At 62.6% G+C, this 23,483-nt stretch carries 24 protein-coding genes and 1 pseudogene; 12 read left to right on the top strand and 13 right to left on the bottom strand.

The features are described from left to right. Positions 1 to 73: 73 nt before the first annotated feature. Entirely contained in the window at positions 74 to 733 is a 660-nt protein-coding gene (locus BT179_RS05460) for a glutathione S-transferase family protein (RefSeq protein ID WP_072430943.1), read from the bottom strand. A gap of 123 nt (positions 734 to 856) precedes the next feature. Here BT179_RS05460 and BT179_RS05455 point away from each other — a divergent pair, with 123 nt between their 5' ends. The 3 genes from BT179_RS05455 to BT179_RS05445 all read left to right on the top strand — a co-directional run bounded on the left by BT179_RS05455 (position 857) and on the right by BT179_RS05445 (position 4,558). Continuing rightward, positions 857 to 1,141 carry a hypothetical protein gene (locus tag BT179_RS05455; protein ID WP_072390577.1) on the top strand — a complete coding sequence of 95 codons (285 nt, stop codon included), beginning with the start codon at positions 857 to 859 and terminating at the stop codon, positions 1,139 to 1,141. A gap of 149 nt (positions 1,142 to 1,290) precedes the next feature. Next, the gene (locus tag BT179_RS05450; protein ID WP_072390580.1) at positions 1,291 to 1,539 is read left to right on the top strand and encodes a TIGR02647 family protein; all 249 of its coding nucleotides are present in this window, start codon (positions 1,291 to 1,293) and stop codon (positions 1,537 to 1,539) included. Positions 1,540 to 1,714: 175 nt separating this feature from the next. After that, the gene (locus BT179_RS05445; protein WP_072430944.1) at positions 1,715 to 4,558 is read left to right on the top strand and encodes a class I adenylate cyclase; all 2,844 of its coding nucleotides are present in this window, start codon (positions 1,715 to 1,717) and stop codon (positions 4,556 to 4,558) included. Between the two features lies 1 nt (position 4,559). Here the strand turns inward: BT179_RS05445 and rnk are convergent, their stop codons facing one another. From rnk to cyaY, 3 genes are all read right to left on the bottom strand, one after another. Further along, entirely contained in the window at positions 4,560 to 4,970 is a 411-nt protein-coding gene (gene rnk / locus BT179_RS05440; RefSeq protein WP_072390586.1) for a nucleoside diphosphate kinase regulator, read from the bottom strand. Positions 4,971 to 5,249: 279 nt separating this feature from the next. Next, positions 5,250 to 5,468: a DUF1289 domain-containing protein gene (locus tag BT179_RS05430; RefSeq protein ID WP_072390592.1), complete on the bottom strand. Its 219-nt coding sequence runs from the start codon at positions 5,466 to 5,468 to the stop codon at positions 5,250 to 5,252. Between the two features lie 4 nt (positions 5,469 to 5,472). Next, positions 5,473 to 5,805 carry an iron donor protein CyaY gene (cyaY, locus tag BT179_RS05425; RefSeq protein WP_072390595.1) on the bottom strand — a complete coding sequence of 111 codons (333 nt, stop codon included), beginning with the start codon at positions 5,803 to 5,805 and terminating at the stop codon, positions 5,473 to 5,475. Between the two features lie 212 nt (positions 5,806 to 6,017). Between cyaY and BT179_RS05420 the strand changes: the two genes are divergently transcribed. From BT179_RS05420 to BT179_RS05395, 6 genes are read left to right on the top strand one after another with little or no spacing between them, the layout of a single operon-like run. Continuing rightward, complete coding sequence (locus tag BT179_RS05420; RefSeq protein ID WP_072390601.1) at positions 6,018 to 6,188, top strand: LPS translocon maturation chaperone LptM; 171 nt, start codon at positions 6,018 to 6,020, stop codon at positions 6,186 to 6,188. A gap of 9 nt (positions 6,189 to 6,197) precedes the next feature. Continuing rightward, positions 6,198 to 7,445 carry a diaminopimelate decarboxylase gene (lysA, locus tag BT179_RS05415; protein ID WP_072390604.1) on the top strand — a complete coding sequence of 416 codons (1,248 nt, stop codon included), beginning with the start codon at positions 6,198 to 6,200 and terminating at the stop codon, positions 7,443 to 7,445. A gap of 4 nt (positions 7,446 to 7,449) precedes the next feature. Next, complete coding sequence (dapF, locus tag BT179_RS05410; RefSeq protein WP_072390607.1) at positions 7,450 to 8,280, top strand: diaminopimelate epimerase; 831 nt, start codon at positions 7,450 to 7,452, stop codon at positions 8,278 to 8,280. A gap of 13 nt (positions 8,281 to 8,293) precedes the next feature. After that, complete coding sequence (locus BT179_RS05405; RefSeq protein WP_072430945.1) at positions 8,294 to 9,019, top strand: DUF484 family protein; 726 nt, start codon at positions 8,294 to 8,296, stop codon at positions 9,017 to 9,019. A gap of 2 nt (positions 9,020 to 9,021) precedes the next feature. Continuing rightward, a complete protein-coding gene (gene xerC, locus BT179_RS05400) occupies positions 9,022 to 9,921 on the top strand; it encodes a tyrosine recombinase XerC (RefSeq protein WP_072390611.1) in 900 nt (299 codons plus the stop codon). Continuing rightward, positions 9,918 to 10,622, top strand: a complete 705-nt coding sequence (locus BT179_RS05395) for an HAD family hydrolase (RefSeq protein ID WP_072390614.1) — start codon at positions 9,918 to 9,920, stop codon at positions 10,620 to 10,622. The genes xerC and BT179_RS05395 overlap by 4 nt, the downstream gene beginning before the upstream one ends. Before the next feature lie 211 nt (positions 10,623 to 10,833). On the opposite strand, the gene sutA is transcribed toward BT179_RS05395, so the two are convergent. From sutA to glnK, 4 genes are all read right to left on the bottom strand, one after another. Further along, positions 10,834 to 11,154: a transcriptional regulator SutA gene (gene sutA / locus BT179_RS05390; protein ID WP_072390617.1), complete on the bottom strand. Its 321-nt coding sequence runs from the start codon at positions 11,152 to 11,154 to the stop codon at positions 10,834 to 10,836. A gap of 101 nt (positions 11,155 to 11,255) precedes the next feature. Further along, positions 11,256 to 11,681 carry a secondary thiamine-phosphate synthase enzyme YjbQ gene (locus tag BT179_RS05385; protein ID WP_072430946.1) on the bottom strand — a complete coding sequence of 142 codons (426 nt, stop codon included), beginning with the start codon at positions 11,679 to 11,681 and terminating at the stop codon, positions 11,256 to 11,258. Between the two features lie 211 nt (positions 11,682 to 11,892). After that, positions 11,893 to 13,227: an ammonium transporter gene (locus tag BT179_RS05380; RefSeq protein ID WP_072390623.1), complete on the bottom strand. Its 1,335-nt coding sequence runs from the start codon at positions 13,225 to 13,227 to the stop codon at positions 11,893 to 11,895. 33 nt (positions 13,228 to 13,260) lie between these two features. Beyond that, positions 13,261 to 13,599: a P-II family nitrogen regulator gene (gene glnK, locus BT179_RS05375; protein ID WP_002555808.1), complete on the bottom strand. Its 339-nt coding sequence runs from the start codon at positions 13,597 to 13,599 to the stop codon at positions 13,261 to 13,263. Between the two features lie 414 nt (positions 13,600 to 14,013). On the opposite strand from glnK, the gene BT179_RS05370 reads away from it, so the two are divergent. After that, positions 14,014 to 14,274 (top strand): accessory factor UbiK family protein, encoded by a 261-nt coding sequence (locus BT179_RS05370; RefSeq protein ID WP_072390626.1) that lies wholly within the window; start codon positions 14,014 to 14,016, stop codon positions 14,272 to 14,274. Between the two features lie 44 nt (positions 14,275 to 14,318). On the opposite strand, the gene BT179_RS05365 is transcribed toward BT179_RS05370, so the two are convergent. Beyond that, the gene (locus BT179_RS05365; RefSeq protein WP_072390629.1) at positions 14,319 to 15,596 is read right to left on the bottom strand and encodes a sensor histidine kinase; all 1,278 of its coding nucleotides are present in this window, start codon (positions 15,594 to 15,596) and stop codon (positions 14,319 to 14,321) included. A 200-nt stretch (positions 15,597 to 15,796) separates the two neighbouring features. Between BT179_RS05365 and BT179_RS05360 the strand changes: the two genes are divergently transcribed. Next, positions 15,797 to 17,287 (top strand): YifB family Mg chelatase-like AAA ATPase, encoded by a 1,491-nt coding sequence (locus BT179_RS05360; protein ID WP_072390632.1) that lies wholly within the window; start codon positions 15,797 to 15,799, stop codon positions 17,285 to 17,287. A gap of 5 nt (positions 17,288 to 17,292) precedes the next feature. On the opposite strand, the gene BT179_RS05355 is transcribed toward BT179_RS05360, so the two are convergent. From BT179_RS05355 to BT179_RS05340, 4 genes and pseudogenes are all read right to left on the bottom strand, one after another. Beyond that, positions 17,293 to 18,507 carry an aldose 1-epimerase family protein gene (locus BT179_RS05355; protein ID WP_072430947.1) on the bottom strand — a complete coding sequence of 405 codons (1,215 nt, stop codon included), beginning with the start codon at positions 18,505 to 18,507 and terminating at the stop codon, positions 17,293 to 17,295. Positions 18,508 to 18,784: 277 nt separating this feature from the next. Next, complete coding sequence (locus BT179_RS27155) at positions 18,785 to 19,507, bottom strand: methyl-accepting chemotaxis protein (RefSeq protein ID WP_371264378.1); 723 nt, start codon at positions 19,505 to 19,507, stop codon at positions 18,785 to 18,787. A gap of 132 nt (positions 19,508 to 19,639) precedes the next feature. Beyond that, a pseudogene (locus BT179_RS27150) lies at positions 19,640 to 20,761 on the bottom strand (Cache 3/Cache 2 fusion domain-containing protein); the annotation flags it as partial. Between the two features lie 186 nt (positions 20,762 to 20,947). Next, entirely contained in the window at positions 20,948 to 21,868 is a 921-nt protein-coding gene (locus BT179_RS05340; protein WP_072430948.1) for a LysR substrate-binding domain-containing protein, read from the bottom strand. Between the two features lie 151 nt (positions 21,869 to 22,019). Here BT179_RS05340 and BT179_RS05335 point away from each other — a divergent pair, with 151 nt between their 5' ends. Further along, on the top strand, positions 22,020 to 23,420 hold the full coding sequence (locus BT179_RS05335; protein WP_072430949.1) for a NorM family multidrug efflux MATE transporter: 1,401 nt from the start codon (positions 22,020 to 22,022) through the stop codon (positions 23,418 to 23,420). Positions 23,421 to 23,483: the final 63 nt, after the last annotated feature.

Raw genomic sequence — 23,483 nt, 5'->3', positions numbered from 1 at the left:
CTAGTGAACATCCAGAGATTCAAACGCGGGAGCGAGCCTGCTCGTGATAGCCGGCTTCAACTCACCGAAAAGCTCACTTCTTGGCGGCGATCATCGCTAAAAACGTCGGCATCGCTGCTTCCTTGTCTGCCGCAATCCTTTGTACGTTCGGGTTCTGCTCCAGATGCTCCATCAGCGCCTTGGCTGCCGGCACGTCGGCCAACAGATCGATATCGAACAGCTTCCTGCCCACCTGTAACGCCAGCGAGACACTGTAGAGAAAGTACAGATCGGCAAGGCTCATGCTGTCACCCGCCACATAGGGTGCGAACTTGCCGTGGCGGCCGAGCGTGGCGAACCCCAGCAGCAGTTCGGTCCTGGTCTTTTCCTTGATGGCGTCGGGCAACGTTATGCCGAAAAATGCCTCGGCGTAACACGCCCGCCCCGGCAGCTCGATGTACAACTCGATTTCCCTGCACAGGGCCAGCACCTGGGCACGGGCGTACGGGTCTTCGGGCAGCAGGGGCTTGCCTGGCTGGGTTTGCTCGATGTACTCGAGGATCACGCTGGTTTCATTGATGAAGCCCTGGTCGGTCTTCAGTACAGGAACTTTGCCCCGGGGGCTGATGGCCAGGGTTTCGGGAGCCTGGTTGCCATAGAACGGCACCTCTGCGAAGGGCAGGCCCTTCTCCAGCAGCGCCAGCTTCACCATGTTGTAGTAGTTACTGACAGAGAAACCATAAAGCTCAAGCATTGCAAGCCTCCAGGCCGTGCGGGGTTGGCAGCCTTGCGTTATAGACGGTCGGGGCACTTCCCGCCAGGCCCATCAGCCTGGCGAATAGGGGTAGACTGGCGGCCTTTCTCAAAGGAGCCTGCCATGAGCGAGCCAACCGACATCGACAACGACGAAGAAGAGTTCGTCGAAACGACCCTGATCGAAGCCATCGAAAACCAGATCGAAAGCGACAACCCGCCCGCCGCCAAGGCAACCTTCAACAAACTGACCCTGGTCGGGTACGAACGGGAGGAAATCCTGAACCTCATGGCCCATGTGCTGGCCCATGAGATCGACGCCATGCTCGAACAGGATCGTCCGTTCGATGCCCAGTGGTACGAAACCGCGTTGCGTGCCCTGCCCGAGCTGCCACCGGAAAAGCAATGAGCCCCAGGCGCACGGCTCTTGTGCCTGGCAGAACAGCGGTGTTGCGTCACTCGAAACCAAAAAGCACGACACTGGTACTGGACAGTTCGCCAGAGTGCGCTCAACTTAAGGGCGCTGTCGTCCAAATTCCTAGAAAGTCTGGAGTCCTTATGTCGCTTACCCCTGAGCTGGTTGCCGAACTGGAAATCCTTGCACTCTTCAACCTGGACAGTTCCCAGGAAGGCCTGAAAATCCATCAGACCGCTGCCCCTTCTGCCATCGCCGCCGCCAAACGCCTTTACGAAAAAGACCTGATCACCCAGTCCGACGGCGGTTACCTGACCAGCCTGGGCCGGGATGCCGCCGAGCACGTGCAAGGCCTGTTGACCATTCTCAACGTCGTATCGCAAGCCGCCTGACCTTCCTGTCGCCCACGGAAATCCCTGCGCCGGGGTTTCCGCAGGCGCACTGCGCCCCCTGTAGAAATTCCGGCGTCAAAAATCATATTTCAGCTTAAGAATTCCACGCCCCGGACGCTAAACTGCCATCACCTTCGATCTCCCACGTTCGACGCCGCGAGCGGTTTGAGCCGACATGACCCGCAATCACGAAATACGCCCCGATCTGGATGAGGGAATCGACCGCAAGGTCTTGAGCCAGTTGCGCGCACGTTTTCTCAAGCTCAACACCATCCGGATGGAACGTGCCCTGGAAGGCCTCTCGCCTCGCCAGCAAAGCGTATTGACCTTGCTGCCCCTGTTTTTCCACGTCAATCACCCCTTGTTGCCCGGCTACGTCTCGAGCACGACTCCGGCAGGGCTGTCGAACTACGAACCCGACGCCAGCGTCCTCACCGAGGCCCAGCGGCTGACCCGCTCCTTCTCCTACAAGCCGCGCCACGGCAGCAACCCACCAAGGCCGATCCTCGGCCTGTTCCTGATGGGCAGCCTGGGCACGCTCGCCCAGGCGGATCAGAGCGACATGGACGTATGGGTCTGTCACGGACCGGACCTGAGCGACGATGAACTGGCCGAGCTGCGCAAGAAATGCCAGTTGCTCGAGGCCTGGGCGGCGACCCAGGGCGCCGAAGCCCACTTCTTCCTCATCGACCCGGCCCGGTTCGTACGGGGCGAAAGGGACAACCAGCTCAGCTCCGACGATTGCGGAACGACCCAGCACTACCTGCTGCTGGACGAGTTCTACCGCACCGCGATCTGGCTGGCGGGGCGTACGCCGATCTGGTGGCTGGTGCCGGTCTACGAAGAAGACAACTATGAGCAGTACACCCACACGCTGATTTCCAAGCGCTTTATCCGAGCGGACGAGACACTGGACCTCGGACACCTGGCCTACATCCCGCCGGGAGAGTTCATTGGCGCCGGCCTCTGGCAGTTGTTCAAGGGTATCGAGTCCCCTTACAAGTCCGTGCTCAAGCTGCTGCTGACCGAGGTCTATGCCAGCGAGCACCCCGACGTCCGGTGCCTGAGCCTGCGCTTCAAGCAGGCGGTATTCGCCAATCGCCTGGACCTGGAAGAACTGGACCCGTACATGCTGATCTATCGCCGCATCGAGGAATACCTCAAGGCCCGCGGCGAGCCCGAGCGTCTGGAACTGATCCGGCGCGCGCTCTACCTGAAGGTCAACCGCAAGCTCACCGGCCCGGCGCGCAGCAGCGGCTGGCAACGCACGCTGCTCGAGCGCCTGGCCAGCGAATGGGGCTGGGATCAGCGCCAACTGGCGCTGCTGGACAGCCGCAGCCAGTGGAAGGTGCGCCAGGTCAGCAACGAAAGACGGGCCCTGGTCAATGAACTGACCTACAGCTACCGCTTCCTGACCCAGTTCGCCCGCACCGAGAAAACCGTCAGCCTGATCAACAAGCGTGACCTCAACGTCCTTGGCCGACGGTTGTACGCGGCGTTCGAACGCAAGGCCGACAAGGTGGAGTTCATCAATCCCGGCATCGCGCCGGACCTGGCCGAAGACACCCTGACGCTGGTTCAGTCACCCAACAAGAAAGAACCCGGGCAAAACCAGTGGGGCCTTTATAACGGCAGCCTCAATGCCCTGGAGTGGGAGAATTTCGCGCCGATCAAGCGCAGCCGGGAATTGCTGGAGCTGCTGACCTGGTGCCATCGCAACGGCGTGATCGACAGCAGTACGCGGCTGGCGCTGCACCCCGGCGAGAGCGACCTGAGCGAGTTCGAGCTGTTCAACCTGCTGGGCAGCCTGCAACAGGCCATCGCGCTGCCCCTGGCCACGGTCGACGAAGAACGGCTGCTGCATGCCAGCGTGCCCAGCGAGGTGCTGATCCTGGTAAACGTCGGCATCGACCCGCTCAAGCATCACCGCGACCTGAACATCCTGATGACCACCGAACGCACCGACTCGCTGAGCTATGCCGGTGTCCGGGAAAACCTGGTGCTGACCCTCGACCAGGTCACGCTCAACAGTTGGAACGAAGTGCTGGTCAACCGCTTCGACGGCGAGCACGCGCTGCTCGACTGCCTGCGTGACTACCTCAACGACCTGCCCTCCGGGCCGCGCCAGCCGCGCTTGCAGGTCCGCTGCTTCTGCCACAACCGCGCGCAGTTCATTGCGCGAAGGGTCGAAGAAGTCATCGAAACGGCCCAGACGCTGCTGCTCAGCAACCTCAACCATCGCTATCTGCTTCAGGTCCAGCAGCACTACCATGTGCTGGAACTGGTGCCCGGCCAGGTCAACCACATTCCCCTGGCCAGCCTCTCGGCGCTGATGGATTACCTGGGTGAAGAGCTGGCCGCCTACAGTCCGCTGCACCTGGACTCGATGGCCCTGGAAGATCATGACCTGGCACTGGTCCTGCCCATGGGCCAACCCGAGTGCATCCAGGTGTTCTACCGGGTCAACGAGGACGACGCCGACCTGTACGTGCTCGACGAACTCAACGCCCTGTGGCAGCAGCGCCTGCCCTATCACGACGAGCAAAGCCTGCTGGTGCCGCTGCAACGCTTCCTGCAATCGGTGCTGTACCGCCGCGACGCCCTGCTGCCAATGGATGCCGCCCAGCCGTTGAACCTGGAAACCCTGTATTACCAGTTGCTGCCCTCGGGCAACGGACGGGCGCGGCGGATCGAGGCACGCCAGGCTCCGCAGACACCGGTGAACAAACCGTTCTATGACGTACAGGCCATCATCGGCAAAGCGGCCCATGGCCAGGTGCACGTCACCCTGTACTGCAACCAGCAGGAGTTCTCGGAACTGGAACACGGCGACCAGCTGTTCCGCGTAGTTGCCGGGGAAATCGTCGGCCAGCGCCGCGAGGCCGAACGCTATCGCTGCTACATCACCGACCTGGACCTCTCGGGCCTGGTGGGTGACGGTGCCTGCTCGAGCAATCTGTACCTGCGCTACAAGGCCGACCTGGAACGCGCCCTGAACGAGGCGCTGACCCTGGTCTGAATCAGAGGTGGAAATCGCCGCCCGCTTCGGGCTGGTATTCCACGGCCAGCAATGTCAGCTTCAGGGTCTTGCCGCCCGGCGCCGGCCAGTCGATGTGCTGGCCCACCTTCAGGCCCAGCAGCGCGCTGCCTACCGGCGCCAGGATCGAGACCTTGCCTTCATCGGCATTCGCGTCCTGTGGATAGACCAGCGTCAGGCGATAGTCCTTGCCGCTGCCTTCCTCGCGGCAATGCACACGCGAATTCATCGTCACGACGTCGGCGGGCACGTCTTCATGGCCCACCAGGGTCTCGGCGCGATCCAGTTCGGTCTGCAACGCGATCACGCCCGGGAGCGTTTCGTCCAGGCTGTCGATCAGACGCTCCAGACGCTGAACGTCCAGGCGGGTAAGAGTGATGGAAGGTGCGGTCATGATCCAGGCAGACTCCTTTCTTCTGCACGAAAAAAGCAAAACCCCGCCACAGGAAGACGGGGTTTTCACGGGCCTCGGCAAGGTGAGGCATAGCCGGACACTAACACAGCTCAATAAATATACAAGTCGGGGGGCTGGCACACCCAACTGTGGCGTGAGGATTTATCCCATCTGGGCTGTGCAGCCCTGAACTTGCCTGCCCTATCGACCTGCCTGGCTGCGTTCAGTCTTTCGGGCTGCTTGGCAACCAGCGGGGATAAATCCCCTCGCCACGGATGGTTACACCTGAGGTTTGCGCCTGGCCGCCTCGGCACAGATGACCCGCCGCCGCTCATCATCGGCCGAGCGCCACTCGCGGATATCCTCCACATGACGAAAGCATCCGAGGCAGACCTTTTGCTCGTCAAGTCGACAAAGGCTGATGCACGGCGACGGCACGGCGGGGCTGACGTTGCTGTAGAGCGGCTTGGGTGGCCGAACCGGGGCAGTCTGGTTCACGCGATCACAGGCCTTCGAAGTCGAATTCCACACCAGCCTGCTGCTTGACGATGCGTTCGAGCATCTCGCCCAGTTGCTCTTCGCTCTTGTCGCACAGCCAGCGCCCGCTCTCCTCGTCGTAGTCGAAGTGGAAGCCACCCGAGACCGCCGCCAGCCAAAGCTGGCGCAGTGGCTCCTGGCGACTGAAAATCAATTGGGTACCGTTTTCGAACTTGACAGTCAGCACGCCGGCGGAGCTTTCCAGGTCGATATCCAGCTCGCTGTCTTCGAATACATCCTCCAGGGTTTGCTGGGTCGCATCGACCAGATCGTGGAAACGGGCTTCAGTCAAACTCATTGCGGCAACCTCGAAAATGTCTGCTTATGCTCAAGCGCCGCAAGATACGGGCGCTTCCCGACGATTGCAAAGGATATACCGACCAACGACAACCGCAGCCACCGCAATCGATAACGGCGCCAGCCCCGCCGGACGGGAGGCCCGTTGCATAGGCAAGCCGCCGGGTGGCCGGTATACTCCGGCGCAATTAACGCATTTTCAAGGATTTCGCCATGAAGCGCCTGATCTCTTCCCTTGCTGCGCTCGTCGCGGTTGCCTGCCTAGTGACAGCCTGTGGTCAAAAAGGTCCGCTGTACCTGCCCGACGACAGCAAGTCTCCCGAAGAGCAGGCCAAGTCGTCACAATCCAGGTCCCACTCCCACGACACCCAGACCACTTACTAAGGGATTGCCATGGACGCTTTTAACTACCGTGGCGGGGAGCTGTTCGCGGAAGGGGTTGCCCTGTCTGCGATCGCCGAACGTTTCGGCACGCCGACCTATGTCTATTCCCGTGCCCACATAGAAGCGCAATATCGGACCTTCGCCGACGCCCTCGTCGGCATGCCGCACCTGGTGTGCTTCGCCGTCAAGGCCAACTCCAACCTGGGCGTGCTCAACGTCCTGGCACGCCTGGGCGCCGGCTTCGACATCGTCTCCGGTGGCGAGCTCGAACGCGTCCTGGCCGCAGGCGGCAGTGCCGACAAGATCGTGTTCTCCGGCGTCGGCAAGACCCGCGAAGACATGCGCCGCGCCCTGGAAGTCGGCGTGCACTGCTTCAACATCGAATCCACCGACGAGCTCGAACGCTTGCAGCTTGTCGCCGCCGAACTGGGTGTGCGCGCGCCGATTTCCCTGCGCGTGAACCCGGACGTCGACGCCGGCACCCACCCGTACATCTCCACCGGCCTGAAGGAAAACAAGTTCGGCATCGCCATTGCCGACGCCGAAGACGTGTACGTGCGCGCCGCCCAACTGCCGAACCTGGAAGTGCTGGGCGTCGACTGCCACATCGGCTCGCAGCTGACCACCCTGGAGCCCTTCATCGATGCCCTCGACCGCCTGCTGGCATTGGTCGACCGCCTCGGCGACTGCGGCATCTACCTGCGCCATATCGACCTGGGCGGCGGTGTCGGCGTGCGCTACCGCGACGAAGAGCCGCCCTTGGTGGCCGACTACATCAAGGCCGTGCGCGAGCGCCTCGAAGGCCGCGATCTGGCACTGATGTTCGAGCCTGGCCGGTACATCGTGGCCAACGCCGGCGTGCTGCTGACCCAGGTCGAATACCTCAAGCACACCGAGCACAAGGACTTCGCCATCGTCGACGCGGCCATGAACGACCTGATCCGCCCGGCGCTGTACCAGGCCTGGATGGACGTGTCCGCGGTTCGCCCACGCGATACCGCCCCACGCAGCTACGATATCGTCGGGCCGATCTGCGAAACCGGCGACTTCCTGGCCAAGGGCCGGGAACTGGCATTGCAGGAAGGGGATCTGCTGGCCGTGCATTCGGCCGGAGCCTACGGGTTTGTCATGAGTTCCAACTACAACACCCGGGGCCGTTGCGCCGAGGTGCTGGTGGACGGTGATCAGGCATTCGAAGTACGTCGCCGCGAGACGATAGCCGAGCTGTTCGCCGGCGAAAGCCTGCTGCCGGAGTAAGACCATGCTGCTGCGTTTCACCAAGATGCACGGCCTGGGCAACGATTTCATGGTCCTCGACCTGGTCAGCCAGCACGCGCACATCCTGCCCAAGCACGCCAAGCAATGGGGCGACCGCCACACCGGCATCGGTTTCGACCAGTTGCTGATCGTCGAAGCGCCCACCAACCCGGATGTGGACTTCCGCTATCGGATCTTCAACGCCGACGGCTCGGAAGTGGAGCAATGCGGTAACGGTGCGCGCTGCTTCGCCCGCTTCGTGCTGGACAAGCGCCTGACCGCCAAACGCAGGATCCGCGTCGAGACCAAGAGCGGCATCATCGAGCTGGACGTGCGCAACGATGGCCAGATCGGCGTCAACATGGGCGCCCCGCGCCTGAAGCCGTCAGAGATTCCGTTCGAAGCGCCGGCCCAGGCCCTGAGCTACCCGCTGGAAGTCGATGGCGCCACGGTGGAACTGGCCGCGGTGTCCATGGGCAACCCCCATGCCGTACTCCGGGTCACCGACATCAACAGTGCGCCGGTGCATGAGCTGGGGCCGAAGATCGAGCATCACCCGCGCTTCCCAGCGCGCGTGAACGTCGGTTTCCTGCAAGTCATCGACCGTCACCGCGCCCAACTGCGCGTCTGGGAACGAGGTGCCGGGGAAACCCAGGCCTGCGGAACCGGCGCCTGCGCCGCCGCGGTCGCCGCGATCAGCCAGGGATGGATGGATTCGCCCCTGCTGATCGACCTGCCGGGCGGGCGCCTGTCCATCGAATGGGCAGGCCCCGGCCAACCGGTGATGATGACCGGCCCGGCAGTTCGCGTATACGAAGGACAAGTTCGTCTTTGAATGAGCCAAACCCATGACCGACAAGCCACAGGTTCCAGCCTCGCAGCCCGACGAATCCCCTAGCCAGCTTCCGGATGCCGCGGCGGTGGCCGCTTATCTGGAGGCTCACCCGGACTACTTCGTCGAGCGTGAAGACTTGCTTTCAGTGATGCGCATCCCCCACCGACGCGGCGATACGGTGTCGCTGGTGGAGCACCAGATGAAGATCCTGCGCGAACGCAACATCGAGATGCGCCATCGTCTCTCGCACCTGATGGACGTCGCCCGGGACAACGACCGGCTCTTCGACAAGACCCGTCGCCTGATCCTGGCCTTGATGGACGCCAACACCCTCGAAGACCTGGTGATGAGTGTCGAAGACAGCCTGCGCCAGGACTTCCAGGTGCCTTTTGTCAGCCTCATCCTGTTCAGCGACAACGCCATGCCGGTGGGTCGCTGGGTGACCCACGCCGACGCACAGACGGCCATCGGTGGCTTGCTGACTGAAAACAAGAGCGTCAGCGGCAGCCTGCGCGAACACGAGCTGGACTTCCTGTTCGGCGAAGAACAGCGCAAGCAGATCGGCTCCACTGCCGTCGTCGCCATTGCCCATCAGGGCGTGCATGGCGTTCTGGCCATCGCCAGTCGCGATCCCCAGCACTACAAGAGCTCGGTGGGCACGCTGTTCCTCAGCTACATCGCCGAGGTCACCGGCCGGCTGCTGCCACGGTACACCGGCTCGCTGCGCTCGGTACGCTGATGATGGAGCGGCAGCTGGACGCCTACTGCGAGCACCTGCGCAGTGAGCGCCAGGTGTCGCCCCATACGCTGGCAGCCTACCGTCGCGACCTTGCAAAAGTGCTGGGCTGGTGTCAGAAACAGAACGTTGGCAGTTGGTCGGCACTGGACATCCAGCGCCTGCGCAGCCTGGTCGCCCGCCTGCACCAACAGGGCCAATCCTCTCGCAGCCTGGCCCGCCTGCTGTCGGCGGTGCGCGGCCTGTATCACTACCTCAATCGCGAAGGCCTGTGCGATCACGACCCGGCCACCGGCCTGGCGCCCCCCAAGGGCGAGCGCCGGTTGCCCAAGACCCTCGACACCGACAGGGCCCTGCAACTGCTCGAAGGGGCGGTCGAGGATGACTTCCTGGCACGACGGGACCAGGCGATCCTCGAGCTGTTCTATTCTTCCGGCCTGCGGCTATCGGAGCTGACGGGGCTGAACCTCGATCAACTGGACCTGGCCGACGGCATGGTCCAGGTACTGGGCAAGGGCAGCAAGACTCGCCTGCTGCCCATCGGCCGCAAGGCCCGGGAAGCCCTGGAGCTGTGGCTGCCGCTACGGGCACTGGCCAACCCCGCCGATGATGCCGTTTTCGTCAGCCAGCAGGGCCGCCGCCTCGGCCCCAGGGCGATCCAGCTGCGGGTCAAGGCCGCCGGCGAACGTGAACTGGGGCAGAATCTGCATCCGCACATGCTCAGGCACTCCTTCGCCAGCCATGTCCTGGAGTCATCCCAGGACCTTCGCGCTGTCCAGGAGCTGCTAGGCCATTCGGACATCAAGACCACCCAGATCTACACCCACCTGGACTTCCAGCACCTGGCGACGGTCTATGACAGTGCCCATCCCAGGGCCAAACGCATCAAGGGCGACGAATCATGACCATCGAGCTGATCACTTTCGACCTGGACGACACCCTGTGGGACACCGCCCCGGTGATCGCCAGCGCCGAAGCCGTCTTACGCCAATGGCTGGCCGATAACGCACCGAATCTGGGCGGTGTACCGGTGGAGCATCTCTGGACGATCCGCGAACAGGTGTTGCGCGAAGAACCGGGCCTGAAACACCGCATCAGTGCATTGCGCAGGCGCGTGCTGTTCCGTGCGCTGCAAGAAGCCGGCTATGACCAGTGGCAAGCCTCCGAGCTGGCAGACCAGGCCTTCGAGACCTTCCTGCACGCCCGCCATCAACTGGAGGTGTTCCCCGAGGTGCAACCGACCCTGGAGATCCTGGCCAACCACTTCGCCCTGGGCGTGGTCACCAACGGCAACGCCGATGTACGCCGCCTTGGGCTGGCCGATTACTTCAAGTTCGCCCTGTGCGCCGAAGACATCGGCATCGCCAAGCCTGACGCCCGGCTCTTTTACGAGGCCCTGCAACGCGGTGGCGCCACTGCGCAGACCGCCGTGCACATCGGCGACCACCCGGGCGACGATATCGCCGGCGCGCAACAGGCTGGCCTGCGCGCAGTGTGGTTCAACCCGGCGGGCAAGACCTGGGATGCAGAGCATGCGCCGGACGCCGAAATCCGCAGCCTGACCGAACTGCCAAGCCTGCTGGCGGGCTGGCATAGCCAGCGCTGAACGCTGCTTCACAGTCGCCAGAACCCTCCCCCTCCGGGGGAGCGAGCTGGCTCGCGAAGGCGGTGGCATAGCCAACATCAATGCCAGCAGAGCCATCGCTATCGTGAGCAGCTCGCTACACAGGAACTGCGCCTGATTCGGGAAATTCAATAGCGCCCATGAAAAAGCCCGCGACGACGGCGGGCTTTTTCGGCAAGCAAGAAGCAGAAGCTCAGATAGGACGGCTGCCGTACTTGTTGTCGGGCTTCTTGGGCGGATCGGCGACCACATTGGCCTCCACTTCCTGCACCTTTCCGCCCCTGGCCAGGAATTCTTCCATGGCCTTGGCGAGCGCATCACGCTCCTTGTTCTTGGCCTCTACGCTCGGCAACTCGTCGATCGATACTGCTGCCTTGGCCTTGCCCTTGGCAGGCGCCGGGACATCGGCAACATCATCGTCGGCCACATCTTCAGCCGCCGCTTCCAGACCGTCTTCGGCCTCGTCTTCGTCACCTACTTCGAGGTCGTCGTTTTCCAGATCATCGTCGCTCATGTTCTACCTCATGACTTGCGAAAAGCAGATTAGTTATAGCCCAGCTTCGCCATCTGTCGAAGGCTGCCAGAAAAAATTCAACATCCACCGGCAATCGGCGGTCATGCCCCTTCACCGTACAAGGTGGCGAGGACTTTACGGGCACCGCCATGATCACGGTGCTCGCCCAGATAAACACCTTGCCAGGTGCCCAGTGCCAGTCGCCCGTCCTTTACCGGCAGGCTGAGCTGACATCCCAGCACACTGGCCTTGAAGTGCGCCGGGAGGTCGTCCAGGCCTTCGTCGTTGTGCTCATAGTCGGCATTTCCTTGTGGGATCAGCCGATTGAAAAATCGTTCGAAGTCTCGACGTACCGCCGGATCGGCGTTCTCGTTGATGGTCAACGAGGCCGAGGTGTGCTGCAGCCACAGATGCAACAGACCGACACGACACGCCCTGAGTTCAGGCAGGCCGGCGAGCAACTCGTCCGTCACCAGGTGAAAGCCCCGGGGCCTTGCCCGCAGGGTAATCAGCGTCTGTTGCCACATACAGTTCTCCGCACGTTCGGCGCGCATTCTAGCGCGCTCTGGGAAAAAACAAAGAGCCTAATATTCCTCCTTCGATGTAAGCCTTTGACGGTAGAAAAGTCCTGTCGCCTGCATGGCAAAAAGCGCCTGGAAAACCGGCCCCTTCTTTGAGCAATGACAAATTCCAGACAAAAAAATGCCCGGCAAGCCGGGCATATTTTTTTGCGTGCGCTTACAGGTTGTAGCCACGCTCGTTGTGCTGGGCCAGATCCAGGCCGACAGCCTCTTCTTCCTCGGAGACGCGCAGTCCCATGACCGCATCCAGAACCTTGAGGATGATGAAGGTGACGATCGCGGTGTAGATCACGGTGAAACCCACGCCCTTGATCTGGATCCACACTTGCGCACCGATATCGGTGACGGTGCCGAAGCCGCCCAGGGCCGGCGCAGCGAACACGCCAGTGAGGATCGCACCGAGAATACCGCCGATACCATGCACGCCGAAGGCATCCAGGGAGTCGTCGTAGCCGAGCTTGCGCTTGAGGGTGGTTGCACAGAAGAAGCACACCACGCCTGCCGCCAGGCCGATGACCAGGGCGCCCATCGGGCCCACGGTACCGGCTGCCGGAGTGATCGCGACCAGACCCGCCACCACGCCCGAGGCAATGCCCAGTGCGCTTGGCTTGCCGTGGGTGATCCACTCGGCGAACATCCAGCCCAGCGCCGCGGCGGCGGTAGCGATCTGAGTCACCAGCATGGCCATGCCGGCGGTGCCGTTGGCGGCGACGGCGGAACCGGCGTTGAAGCCGAACCAGCCGACCCACAGCATGGCGGCACCCATCAGGGTGTAACCCAGGTTATGCGGCGCCATCGGCGTGGTGGGGAAGCCCTTGCGCTTGCCCAGTACCAGGCACGCCACCAGGCCCGCGATACCGGCGTTGATGTGCACCACGGTGCCACCGGCGAAGTCCAGCACGCCCCAGTCCCACATCAGGCCACCGTTGCCGGACCAGACCATGTGTGCGATCGGTGCATACACCAGGGTGAACCACACGCCCATGAAGATCAGCATGGCGGAGAACTTCATCCGCTCGGCGAAGGCGCCGACGATCAGGGCCGGGGTGATGATGGCGAACGTCATCTGGAAGGTGATGAACACCGCTTCGGGAAACAGCGCCGCCGGACCGGTCAGGCTGGCCGGGGTAACGCCTGCCAGGAACGCCTTGCCCAGGCCGCCGACGAAGGAATTGAAGTTGACGACGCCCTGCTCCATGCCGGTGGTGTCGAACGCGATGCTGTAGCCATAGATGACCCACAGGATGCTGATCAGACCGGTAATGGCAAAGCACTGCATCATCACGGAAAGAATGTTTTTCGACCGGACCATGCCGCCATAGAACAGCGCCAGACCGGGAATGGTCATGAACAGCACGAGAATCGTGGCAGTCAGCATCCAGGCGGTGTCGCCGGAATTCAGTACGGGGGCTGCCGCTTCTTCCGCCATGGCCAGGCCAGGCATTACGAAGGACAACAGGGCTCCTAGCCCTGCGAATTTACGCAGAGTCATATTGTTTTCTCCTGGGGCGTTGGGTTTGGCGGCTTAGATGGCGTCGGTATCGGTTTCGCCGGTACGGATGCGGATAGCCTGTTCCAGATTGACCACAAAGATCTTTCCGTCACCAATCTTGCCGGTGTTGGCAGCCTTGGTAATGGCCTCGATGACCCGGTCAAGATCCTTGTCGTCGATGGCGACGTCGATCTTCACCTTGGGCAGGAAGTCGACCACGTATTCCGCGCCGCGATACAGCTCGGTGTGGCCTTTCTGCCGGCCGAAGCCTTTGACCTCGGTAACGGTGATGCCCTGCACGCCGATTTCGGACAGCGACTCGCGCACGTCGTCCAACTTGAACGGCTTGATGATGGCAGTGACTAGCTTCATGAAACTCTCTCCCGAATTGGTGGACTTGCCCCAGGAAAACAAACCCGACTCAAGTCTAAGCGCAGTGCCTGGCTTTGTAACGCGTCGTCGGCCCAAGTTGCCCGACCAGCGCCAGTTAACCGTTCCTGACGGAGCTCCCCGCTCCGTCCGCTGCACTGCATTCGTCACAACGACTGCATCAGTGCATGGGTCACCAGCCTCTAAGCAGAAACCTTGCCATCTGTGCCCAAACCCTCTGATTTCAGTCTCTTACCTGCACAGCCAGCCCGCATGACGCCACGAACCGCAGCGATACGCACAACAACGGTGCGACAGCGCCCGCCCCCATGCGCGAAAAGCGTGCATCCCGGGCTTGCGGATTGACTATAGACACTGCGTGATACACTGCCCGTCATCGTTTCCAGGACACCTGCCATGCTTGCGCCAAAAGACCTCCTCGACGCCCTGAGCGGCCACGCCTCCCGCCTCCTGAGTGGCGACACGCCCCTGCCCAGGAGTGAAATCGAAAGCCAGCTCAAGGCCCTGCTTCAAAGTGGCTTCAGCAAGCTGGACCTGGTGAGCCGGGAAGAATTCGACAGCCAGATGGTCGTGCTGGCCCGCACGCGCGCGCGCCTCGAGAGCCTGGAGGCGAAGGTGGCGGAGTTGGAAGCCAGGCTGGGCTCGGCGGCCGAGTAACGAAGACGCATCAAGGGGCACAGGCCCGATCGGCTTTTCGCCGTTCAGCCACTGAGCACCTGCCGAGCCTGCTCCGACAGCGTCACCATCGGCAACTCCAGGATGAAGAGCGCCCCCTGCCCCGGACCGGCGCTCTGCACCGCCAGGTCACCGCCCATCTCGTGCGCGGCCAGGATGCAGCTGTGCAGGCCAAAACCGTGGCCGTCGGCCCGTGTCGTGAAGCCATGCTCGAAGACATGGGCGATATTGCCCATGGCAATGCCTTCGCCGTTGTCCTCGACTTCGATACGTGCCCGCTGATCACCCACGGCTTTCAGGCGAAGGACGATCCGTGACGGGCGGTCCGTCACCGACTCGAGCGCCTGCCGGGCGTTGTTGATCAGGTTGATCAGTATCTGCAGCACCTTGTGCTTATCCAGTGCCATCAGCGGTATGTCGTCGAGCTCCTGGACCAGCGTCACGTCATGGCGAGCCAGGGATCCATGGCAGATGCGGACCACGTCCTCCATCAGCTCTTTCAGTGAACCTGGCTCCAGCACGCTGGAATTGCCGGCATAGGACTGCTGGGTGGCGACGATCTCCTTGATGTGGTCGATGCTCCTGGTGAGCAGGGCCAGCTCCTTGATCATGCTCTCGCGCTCGGTCGCCAGCGATTCGGCCAGCATGCCAAGGTATTCCGGCAGCGCGCGGCCTTTCGGATCGCGGCTGATGAAATCCCCCAGGTTGTCCGAATGCTCTCTCATCAGTTGAACGACCTTGGCCACCCCCACCGCCTTCGATGCGTGCACCTTGTCGTACAGGACCTGGGCCGACACGTTCACGCTGTTGAGCACATTGCCCACGTTGTGCAGCACATTCGTCGCGATTTCCGCCATGCCGGCCCGACGCGCCGTGGTGACCAGCTCGGCCTGCGCCTCGCGCAGTTCATCGTTGACCCTGGCCAACTGCTGCGGACTGGGGATCCTCAGCGCCGCGGGCACCAGCCGGACCAGGAGAATGGCAGTGATCACCGAGGCAATCGCCGTGACCACCTTAATCAGCGCCGACAACCAGTAGTAGGGTTGCCAGATCGTCAGGATTTCGATCAGGTGGCTGGTGCCGCAGGCCAGGATGAAGACGCCGAAGGCCGCCAGCATCCAGTCGAACGGCACGTCCTTGCGCTTGTGGATAAAGTAGATGAGGGTGAAGGGGATGGTGACGTATGACAGGGCAATGAGGCTATCGGCGATCACATTGGTCCAGAGCAGGTCCGGGCGCCACATGTAGCAGTGCCCATGGGGCATGAAGCGTTTGTCGGTCAACAGCGCCAGCAGATCGTCCATGGCCGCGTCCTCCCTGTGCCTTTGAACCGACAGATGCCGATCAAATGCAGTCTAGCAGAGGCCCGGGACGCTCAGGACCGCCCGGGCCTTCGGCAACATTCTGCGAAAATTTGCGCTGCAATTGCCGCTCCGACGCACTCTGTCACGACTACCCTTCAGGAACCGCAGGACGCGGCCCTTATTCACTCAAGGAACGATTCATGTCGCTCGCCATCATCCATAGCCGCGCCCAGGTAGGGGTGCAGGCTCCCGCCGTTACCGTAGAGGTTCACCTGGCCAACGGCTTGCCGTCGCTGACGATGGTCGGTCTGCCCGAGGCCGCGGTGAAGGAAAGCAAGGACCGGGTGCGCAGCGCGATCATCAATTCGGGGCTGAACTTTCCGGCCCGACGCATCACCTTGAACCTGGCGCCGGCCGACCTGCCCAAGGATGGCGGGCGGTTCGACCTGGCGATTGCCCTGGGTATCCTGGCCGCCAGCGTGCAGGTGCCGACCCTGGCCCTGGAAGATGTGGAATGCCTCGGTGAGCTGGCCTTGTCCGGCGCGGTGCGCCCGGTGCGCGGGGTTTTGCCCGCAGCGCTGGCGGCACGCCAGGCGGGGCGGACGCTGCTGGTTCCACGGGCCAATGCCGAGGAAGCCTGCCTGGCGTCGGGCCTGAAGGTGATCGCCGTCGACCACCTGCTCGAAGCGGTGGCGCACTTCAACGGCCACACCCCGGTCGAGGCCTTCGTGTCCAACGGGCTGCTCGCCGCCAGCAAGCCATACCCCGACCTCAACGAAGTGCAAGGCCAGGTCGGGGCCAAGCGTGCCTTGCTGATTGCCGCCGCCGGTGCCCATAACCTGTTGCTCAGCGGGCCACCGGGCACCGGCAAGACGTTGCTGGCGAGCCGCCTGCCAGGGCTGCTGCCGCCCCTGGCCGAGTGCGAGGCCCTGGAGGTCGCGGCGATTCAGTCGGTCGCCAGTTGCGTGCCGTTGAGCCACTGGCCGCAGCGGCCGTTTCGCCAGCCCCATCATTCGGCGTCCGGTCCGGCACTGGTCGGCGGCGGGTCCAAGCCGCAGCCGGGGGAAATCACCCTGGCCCACCATGGCGTACTGTTTCTCGACGAACTGCCGGAGTTCGACCGCAAGGTATTGGAGGTCCTGAGGGAGCCGTTGGAATCAGGGCATATCGTGGTCTCACGCGCCCGTGACCGTGTGCGATTTCCAGCGCGTTTCCAGCTGGTGGCGGCGATGAACCCCTGTCCCTGCGGTTATCTGGGGGAGCCCACCGGGCGCTGTTCCTGCACGCCGGACATGGTGCAGCGCTACCGCAACAAGCTTTCCGGCCCCTTGCTGGATCGCATCGACCTGCACCTGACCGTTGCCCGGGAAGCCACGGCACTGAATCCCAAGGGTGAACCGGGCGAGGATACGGCCACCGTTTCCGAGCAAGTGGCCGAAGCCCGTGAACGCCAGCAAAGACGCCAGGGCTGCGCCAACGCTTTCCTCGACCTGCCAGGCCTGCGGCGACATTGCACGTTATCCCCGGCCGACGAGACCTGGCTGGAAACGGCGTGCGAACGACTGTCCCTGTCCCTACGCGCTGCCCATCGCCTGCTCAAGGTCGCCAGGACACTGGCGGACCTCGAGCAAAAGGGCCGCATCAGCCGGGATCATCTGGCCGAGGCGTTGCAGTATCGACCCTCCGCCTGACCGCTTCATGGCTTGCTCAGGTCGACCAGGGGCATCTCCCGTACCTCGGTTTTCTGGCCGTTCTGGATCGAGTCGATATGCTTGAGCGCCTTGTCCACAGCGCCCTTATCCGCCAGCAGGCTGTAGTGGATCATGAACTGGCGGTGCTCTTTCGGCCCGATGACAGGCACCAGGCCCAACGGCCTCTGGTAGCGACGGTTATAGGAAAAACTGGTACCCGGCTCCAATCCGGTCACGTACCCCTGGCCTTGGGTGTCGGTGTTCTTCCACAGGGAAAACACCGGGAGCGTCGCGGTGTTGAAACCCACCGATACGCCAAGGTTACCGGCCCTGTTGTGGAGGACGGTAAGCGTGTCGCCCTTGGCATCGGCATAGGGCACGACGTTATAGACAGTTTCGTCGTAGTCCCTGGTAGGCCCCCGGTAGGTTTGCCAGTCGGCCAGGTCGCCCTTGGCCTTGTCGTTGAACGGCGAGACCTGCTTGACCGGCGCAGCGAAGCGGGCACCCTGCTCGAGGAACGGCGTGCTGAAATTGCTGTGATAAAGCGCCTGGTACTCCTTGGGATAATCGCCATTGTTGGTCAGGGTATCGTTGAGCGAAAAGGTCACGCTGCCAGGTTCGGTGACCAATTCGGTCTGCACCGAGAAATCCACCTTCTTGAAGGCCTGTTCCTTCAGCTCGCCCCGCAGGGTGATCGCGTACGGCGGCTTTTCATCGATATGCAGGGTGACCTTGTTGGCCGGGATGTTGGCGGCGCGACCGTGGAGGGTCAGCAACTCGCCGTTATCCATGCCAGGGTGGCCCACCCATTCGTAGCCACAACGCGTCACCAGTTCGTTGAACCCTTCGAGCCATCCCAGTCCGCCTCGGCCGTTGAGCTCGATGAAAGCCGGGTTGACGACTTCCTTGACCGGCGAATCCCAGCCCATGCGCACATTCCCCACCGAGGCCTGCAACACATTCATGCCCCGGGTCGGGACCACGGAGAGTTTCAGGGTGCCATTGTCGATGTCGACGACACTGACACCCTCCTGCCGCCCACCGTGCAGTGTGCGCAGGGTGACGGAAAATGGCTTGTCGGTCTTGACGCCCAGCTGCTGGCTGGTGATCTGCCAGGGTTGGGCGGCTTTGTCGGTGTCCAGCAGGACATAGTCCCAGGCCATGGCCTGGGAGGCAGCGCCCAAGGCGCCAAGGGCAATGATAAGTCGGAGCGGAGACATGGAGATGGCCTTCTTTTTTGGAGTTGTGCGGGTTTTATAGTCTTGGAGAAACGTTTCAGCAAGTCGAAAAACCGCAATCGATCAAAAACGAGGCGATGGAAAAGAGGGGGCGGGGGCAGCAGCGGGCTTACCCGCAAGGACGACGGAACAACGGGTGCCAACGATCAACGCTAATGCGGGGGTGATTCGCTGATCGGGGATGCAAAGATCGGCGTACACGGCAATTTCTGTGGAAGCTGGCCTGCTTCCACAGGAATGGGGGGCGTTCGGCTAAGCCTCAGCGAAACCGATCAACTTCCTGACGCAGGTCCTGGGCCAGCTTTTCCAGTTCCTTGGCGGTGATCGCCAGGTTAGAGACCACTTCACGCTGTTCGCTGTTGGCCATGGCAATGCTCTGCAGGTTGCTGCTGAGCAAGGTCGCGGTGCTGCTCTGCTCCTGGGTGGCGGTGGTGATGGCCGCGAATTGCTGACCGGCGGAGCGACTCTGCTCGTCGATGCGCGCCAGCGCCGAGGCCACATTGGCGTTGCGCGACAGGCCTTCCTGCATCAGCAGGTTGCCCTGCTCCATGGTGCTGATAGCGTTGCCGGTTTCCTGCTGGATGCTGGTGATCATGCTGGAGATTTCATCAGTGGCCTGACGAGTACGAGACGCCAGGCTGCGGACTTCGTCGGCCACCACCGCGAAACCGCGGCCCTGTTCACCCGCACGAGCCGCTTCGATGGCGGCGTTCAGGGCAAGCAGGTTGGTCTGCTCGGCGATGGACGTGATCACGCCCACGATGCCGCCGATTTCCTGGGAGCGCTGGCCCAGGGTATTGATGACCGTGGCGGTGCTGTTGAGCGCCCCGGCAATCTGCTCCAGGGAGGACGACGCTTCGTCCATCGAGGTACGACCGATCTGGGTCTGTTGCGCGTTTTCCTGGGCCAGGCGCTGGGTATTGCCCATGTTGTCGGCAATGTTCGCCGACGTTGCACTGAACTCCTCCACCGCACCGGCCATGCTGGTGATCTCGCCCGACTGCTGCTCCATACCCTCATACGCACCGCTGGACAGACCGGACAGGGCCTGGGCGCGGCTGTTGACTTCATGGGAGGCCTTGCGGATGTGCTCGACCATGGTCGACAGGGCCTGGCTCATCTGATTGAAAGCCCGGGACAGCTGACCGATTTCGTCGTGGCTCGATACGTTCAAGCGCACGCTCAGATCACCGGCTCCCAAGGCTTCCGCCTGGCGTACCAGATCCCCCAGCGGCGCCAGCTTGCTGCGCAGCAGCCATACCGCCGCACCAACGGCCAGCAGCATCGCCAGCAGGCTGCCGATGGCCAACTGGGTGCCCACGCTCCAGGTCACCGCGTTGATCTCGGTTTTCGGCATGCTCGCCACGACGGCCCAGGGCCCGCCTTCGAACGGCACGGCAACGCTATAGAACGTCTCGGCGCTATCGCTCCAGAACTCACCCTTGCCCGGCGTCTTGACCAGCTTCTGGATCGTCGTGCTCGCCTGGTCCAGGGCCTGCACGCCGGCAGGCGGCACCAGCCATTTGTTTTGCTCGTCCAACAGGGCCAGCGAACCGGTCTGGCCAATGCGGAAGCGCTTGAGATTCTCGAATTGCGCGTTTTGCGCGTCGGTGTAATCGAATCCTACGTACAGTGCGGCAATGATCTTGCCGCCGCTGTCACGAACCGGGCTGTACTGGGTCATGTAGTAGCGCCCGAACAGCAGGGTGCGACCGATGTAGCTTTGCCCACCCATCAGGCGGGCATAGGCCGGGCTGGCATGGTCGAGCACGGTACCGATGGCTCGCGTGCCGTCCTGCTTGGTGACCGAGGTGCTGACGCGGACGAAATCGTCACCGTTGCGCACGAACACCGTGGCGGTGCCGGCAGTCATCTGCTTGAACTCATCGACTTCGGTGAAATCGTTGTTCAGCACCGCATTGCCCAGGTTCAGGCTCGGGAGCTGCACGCCCGCCACTGCGACTGGCTGGTCGGGATGCACGCTCAGGCCGGCGCTGAAACGTTTTTCGAACAGGCCGGCCAACCGCTGGGTGCTTTCCCTCAGGGTGCCATGGAAAGTGCTGAGTTGATCGGCTAGAAGACGCGCTTCACTGGCCAGATGCTCTTCACGGGTGGCGAGGTTGGCTGTATCCAGCGAACGCAAGGCAAATACAGTACTGCCGGAAATTACGACCGCCAGTATCACGGCAAGGGCAAGCCCCAGCTGTGAGGCGATACGGGCACGGGGTTGAGACATGACGGCTCCTGGACGAGTGACCAGATCATCCTGATCGAGTCGCACACTCGGCTTTTTTTCGGGGTGAAATATCGGTAAGCCCTTTCTGAACGAAGGTTCCATCTTCACGGATTCGGCGGCAAAGCCGAATACTTGAGCGCGTTGGACGGATTAATGCCAACTAGCCACCATCCAAGCTTCAACGATTCAGCCCAGGCGCTCCACCGCAGGCAATTGCATGGCCTTGACCTCCCCCTGGAGGAAGTCACTGAGCCGACGCAAACGTTCTCCCCCTGGCCGGGTTTTCGGCCAGACCAGATAGTAGTGCTCTCCGCTGGCCACGGCGGTGGGCCACGGCAGGCTCAAACGTCCCTGGGCCACGTCTTCGGCCACCATCAACAGATCACCCATGGATACGCCGTAACCTCGGGCCGCCGCAATCATGCCCAGCTCCAGCGTATCGAACACCTGCCCACCCTTGAGGGACACCTTATCTGACAGCCCCATGCACTCGAGCCACTTGCGCCAGTCCCGACGGTCGGGCGTCGGGTGCAGCAATTCGACACTGGCCAGCCGTTGCGCATCCCAGGGTCGATCGCTTCCCAGGTTCGGCGCGCCTACCGGAATCAACTCCTCGGGGAAAAGGAAACTGGCCTCCCAATCCGCTGGAAAATGCCCATTACCCAGGAGCACCGCGCAATCGAAGGGTTCGGTGTTGAAGTCCACGGAGTCGACGTCCATCCAGGCGCTGGTCAACTGCACCTCATTGCCAGGCTGCAGATGTCGAAAGCGACTCAGGCGCGCCAGCAACCAGCGCATGGTCAGGGTCGAGGGCGCCTTCATGCGCAGGATGCCGTCCTCCCCGTGCAGGGTGTGGCAGGCCCGCTCCAGCGCCATGAAGCCTTCGCGCACGCCTGGCAACAGCAACCGCGCCGCTTCGGTCAGTTGCAGGTTGCGACCACTGCGCTGGAACAACCGACAGGCAAAGTGCTCCTCGAGGGTGCGGACATGCCGGCTGACCGCACTCTGGGTGATCGACAGCTCTTGCGCCGCCCGGGTGAACGAGCTGTATCGCGCCGCCGCTTCGAATGCCCGCAGCGCATACAGGGGAGGAAGACGACGGGACATGAGAAAAGCTCCGGGGATGAGTCCTGCACCTTAGCAAATAGTTGCTCTGCATGAGTTTTAATCATGCCAGCGATCTTTTTTATCCTTTTGTGCAAAGCCCGGCAAGGGCCGAGAATCGACGCTTTACTGCCTCGTCTGGACAGGGAGTGTTATGAACATGCGGCATCCGGTGCATACCGAACTCGGGGCCATTCTGCGGCTGGCGGGGCCATTGATTGCCTCGCAGCTGGCGCATATGTTGATGGTGCTGACCGACACCCTGATGATGGCGCGCTTGAGCCCCGAAGCCCTTGCCGGCGGCGGTCTCGGTGCCGCGGCCTACTCGTTCGTCTCGATTTTCTGCATTGGCGTGATCGCGGCCGTGGGTACCCTGGTGGCGATCCGCCGGGGCGCGGGCGATGTCGAGGGCGCCACCCGCCTGACCCAGGCCGGGTTGTGGCTGGCCTGGCTGATGGCCCTGATGGCCGGACTGCTGCTGTGGAACCTCAAGCCGGTACTGCTGATGTTCGGCCAGACCGAAACCAACGTGCTGTCCGCCGGGCAATTCCTGCTGGCGCTGCCGTTCGCCCTGCCTGGTTACCTGAGCTTCATGGCCCTGCGCGGCTTCACCAGCGCCATCGGCCGCGCCACGCCGGTCATGGTCATCAGCCTGTGGGGCACGGTCATCAATTTCCTGCTCAATTACGCACTCATCACCGGCATGTTCGGCCTGCCGAAACCGGGCCTGATGGGGATCGGCCTGGTAACCGCCATTGTCGCCAACTGCATGGCGCTGGCGTTGGCATGGCATATCCACCGGCACCCGGCCTACCGCGCCTATCCGCTGCTCGAAGGCCTGTCGCGCCCCAACCGCCAGTACCTCAAGGAGCTCTGGCGCCTGGGCCTGCCGATTGGCGGCACGTACGCAGTGGAGGTCGGCCTTTTCGCGTTCGCCGCGCTGTGCATGGGCACCATGGGCAGCACGCCGCTGGCGGCCCACCAGATCGCCCTGCAGATCGTCTCGGTGGCGTTCATGGTCCCGGCGGGGATGTCGTATGCGATCACCATGCGGGTCGGCCAGCACTACGGGGCCGGGCAATTGTCGATGGCGCGGCTGTCCGGGCGGGTCGGCATCGGCTTCGGCGCGTCGGTGATGCTGGCTTTCGCCATGGTGTTCTGGCTGCTGCCGAACCAGTTGGTCGGTCTGTTCCTGGACCATGACGACCCGGCATTCCGCTCGGTCATCGACCTGGCGGTGAGCCTGCTGGCCGTGGCGGCGTGGTTCGAGCTGTTCGACGGCACGCAGACCATCGCCATGGGTTGCATTCGCGGACTCAAGGATGCCAAGACGACCTTCCTGGTGGGCCTGGGGTGTTATTGGCTGATCGGCGCGCCGGCCGCGTGGTGGATGGCTTTCCACCTGAACTGGGGGCCGACCGGTGTCTGGTGGGGCCTGGCCCTGGGGCTGGCCTGCGCGGCGGTGAGCCTGACGCTGGCATTTGAATGGAAGATGAAGCGGATGATTCGCAGTGAGGCTGGACAGCCCGGTTTCGAAGCCATTCAGGCCAAGTGAAATCCATCTCTTTGTAAGAGCGAGCTTGCTCGCGATCGCGATAGGTCTGTCACATCCATTTTG

The organism is Pseudomonas sp. NFACC43 (assembly GCF_900119645.1).
Taxonomy (GTDB): Bacteria; Pseudomonadota; Gammaproteobacteria; order Pseudomonadales; family Pseudomonadaceae; genus Aquipseudomonas.
Note: the sequence above shows the minus strand (reverse complement) of the source record. Positions and strands in the feature narration are given on the sequence as shown.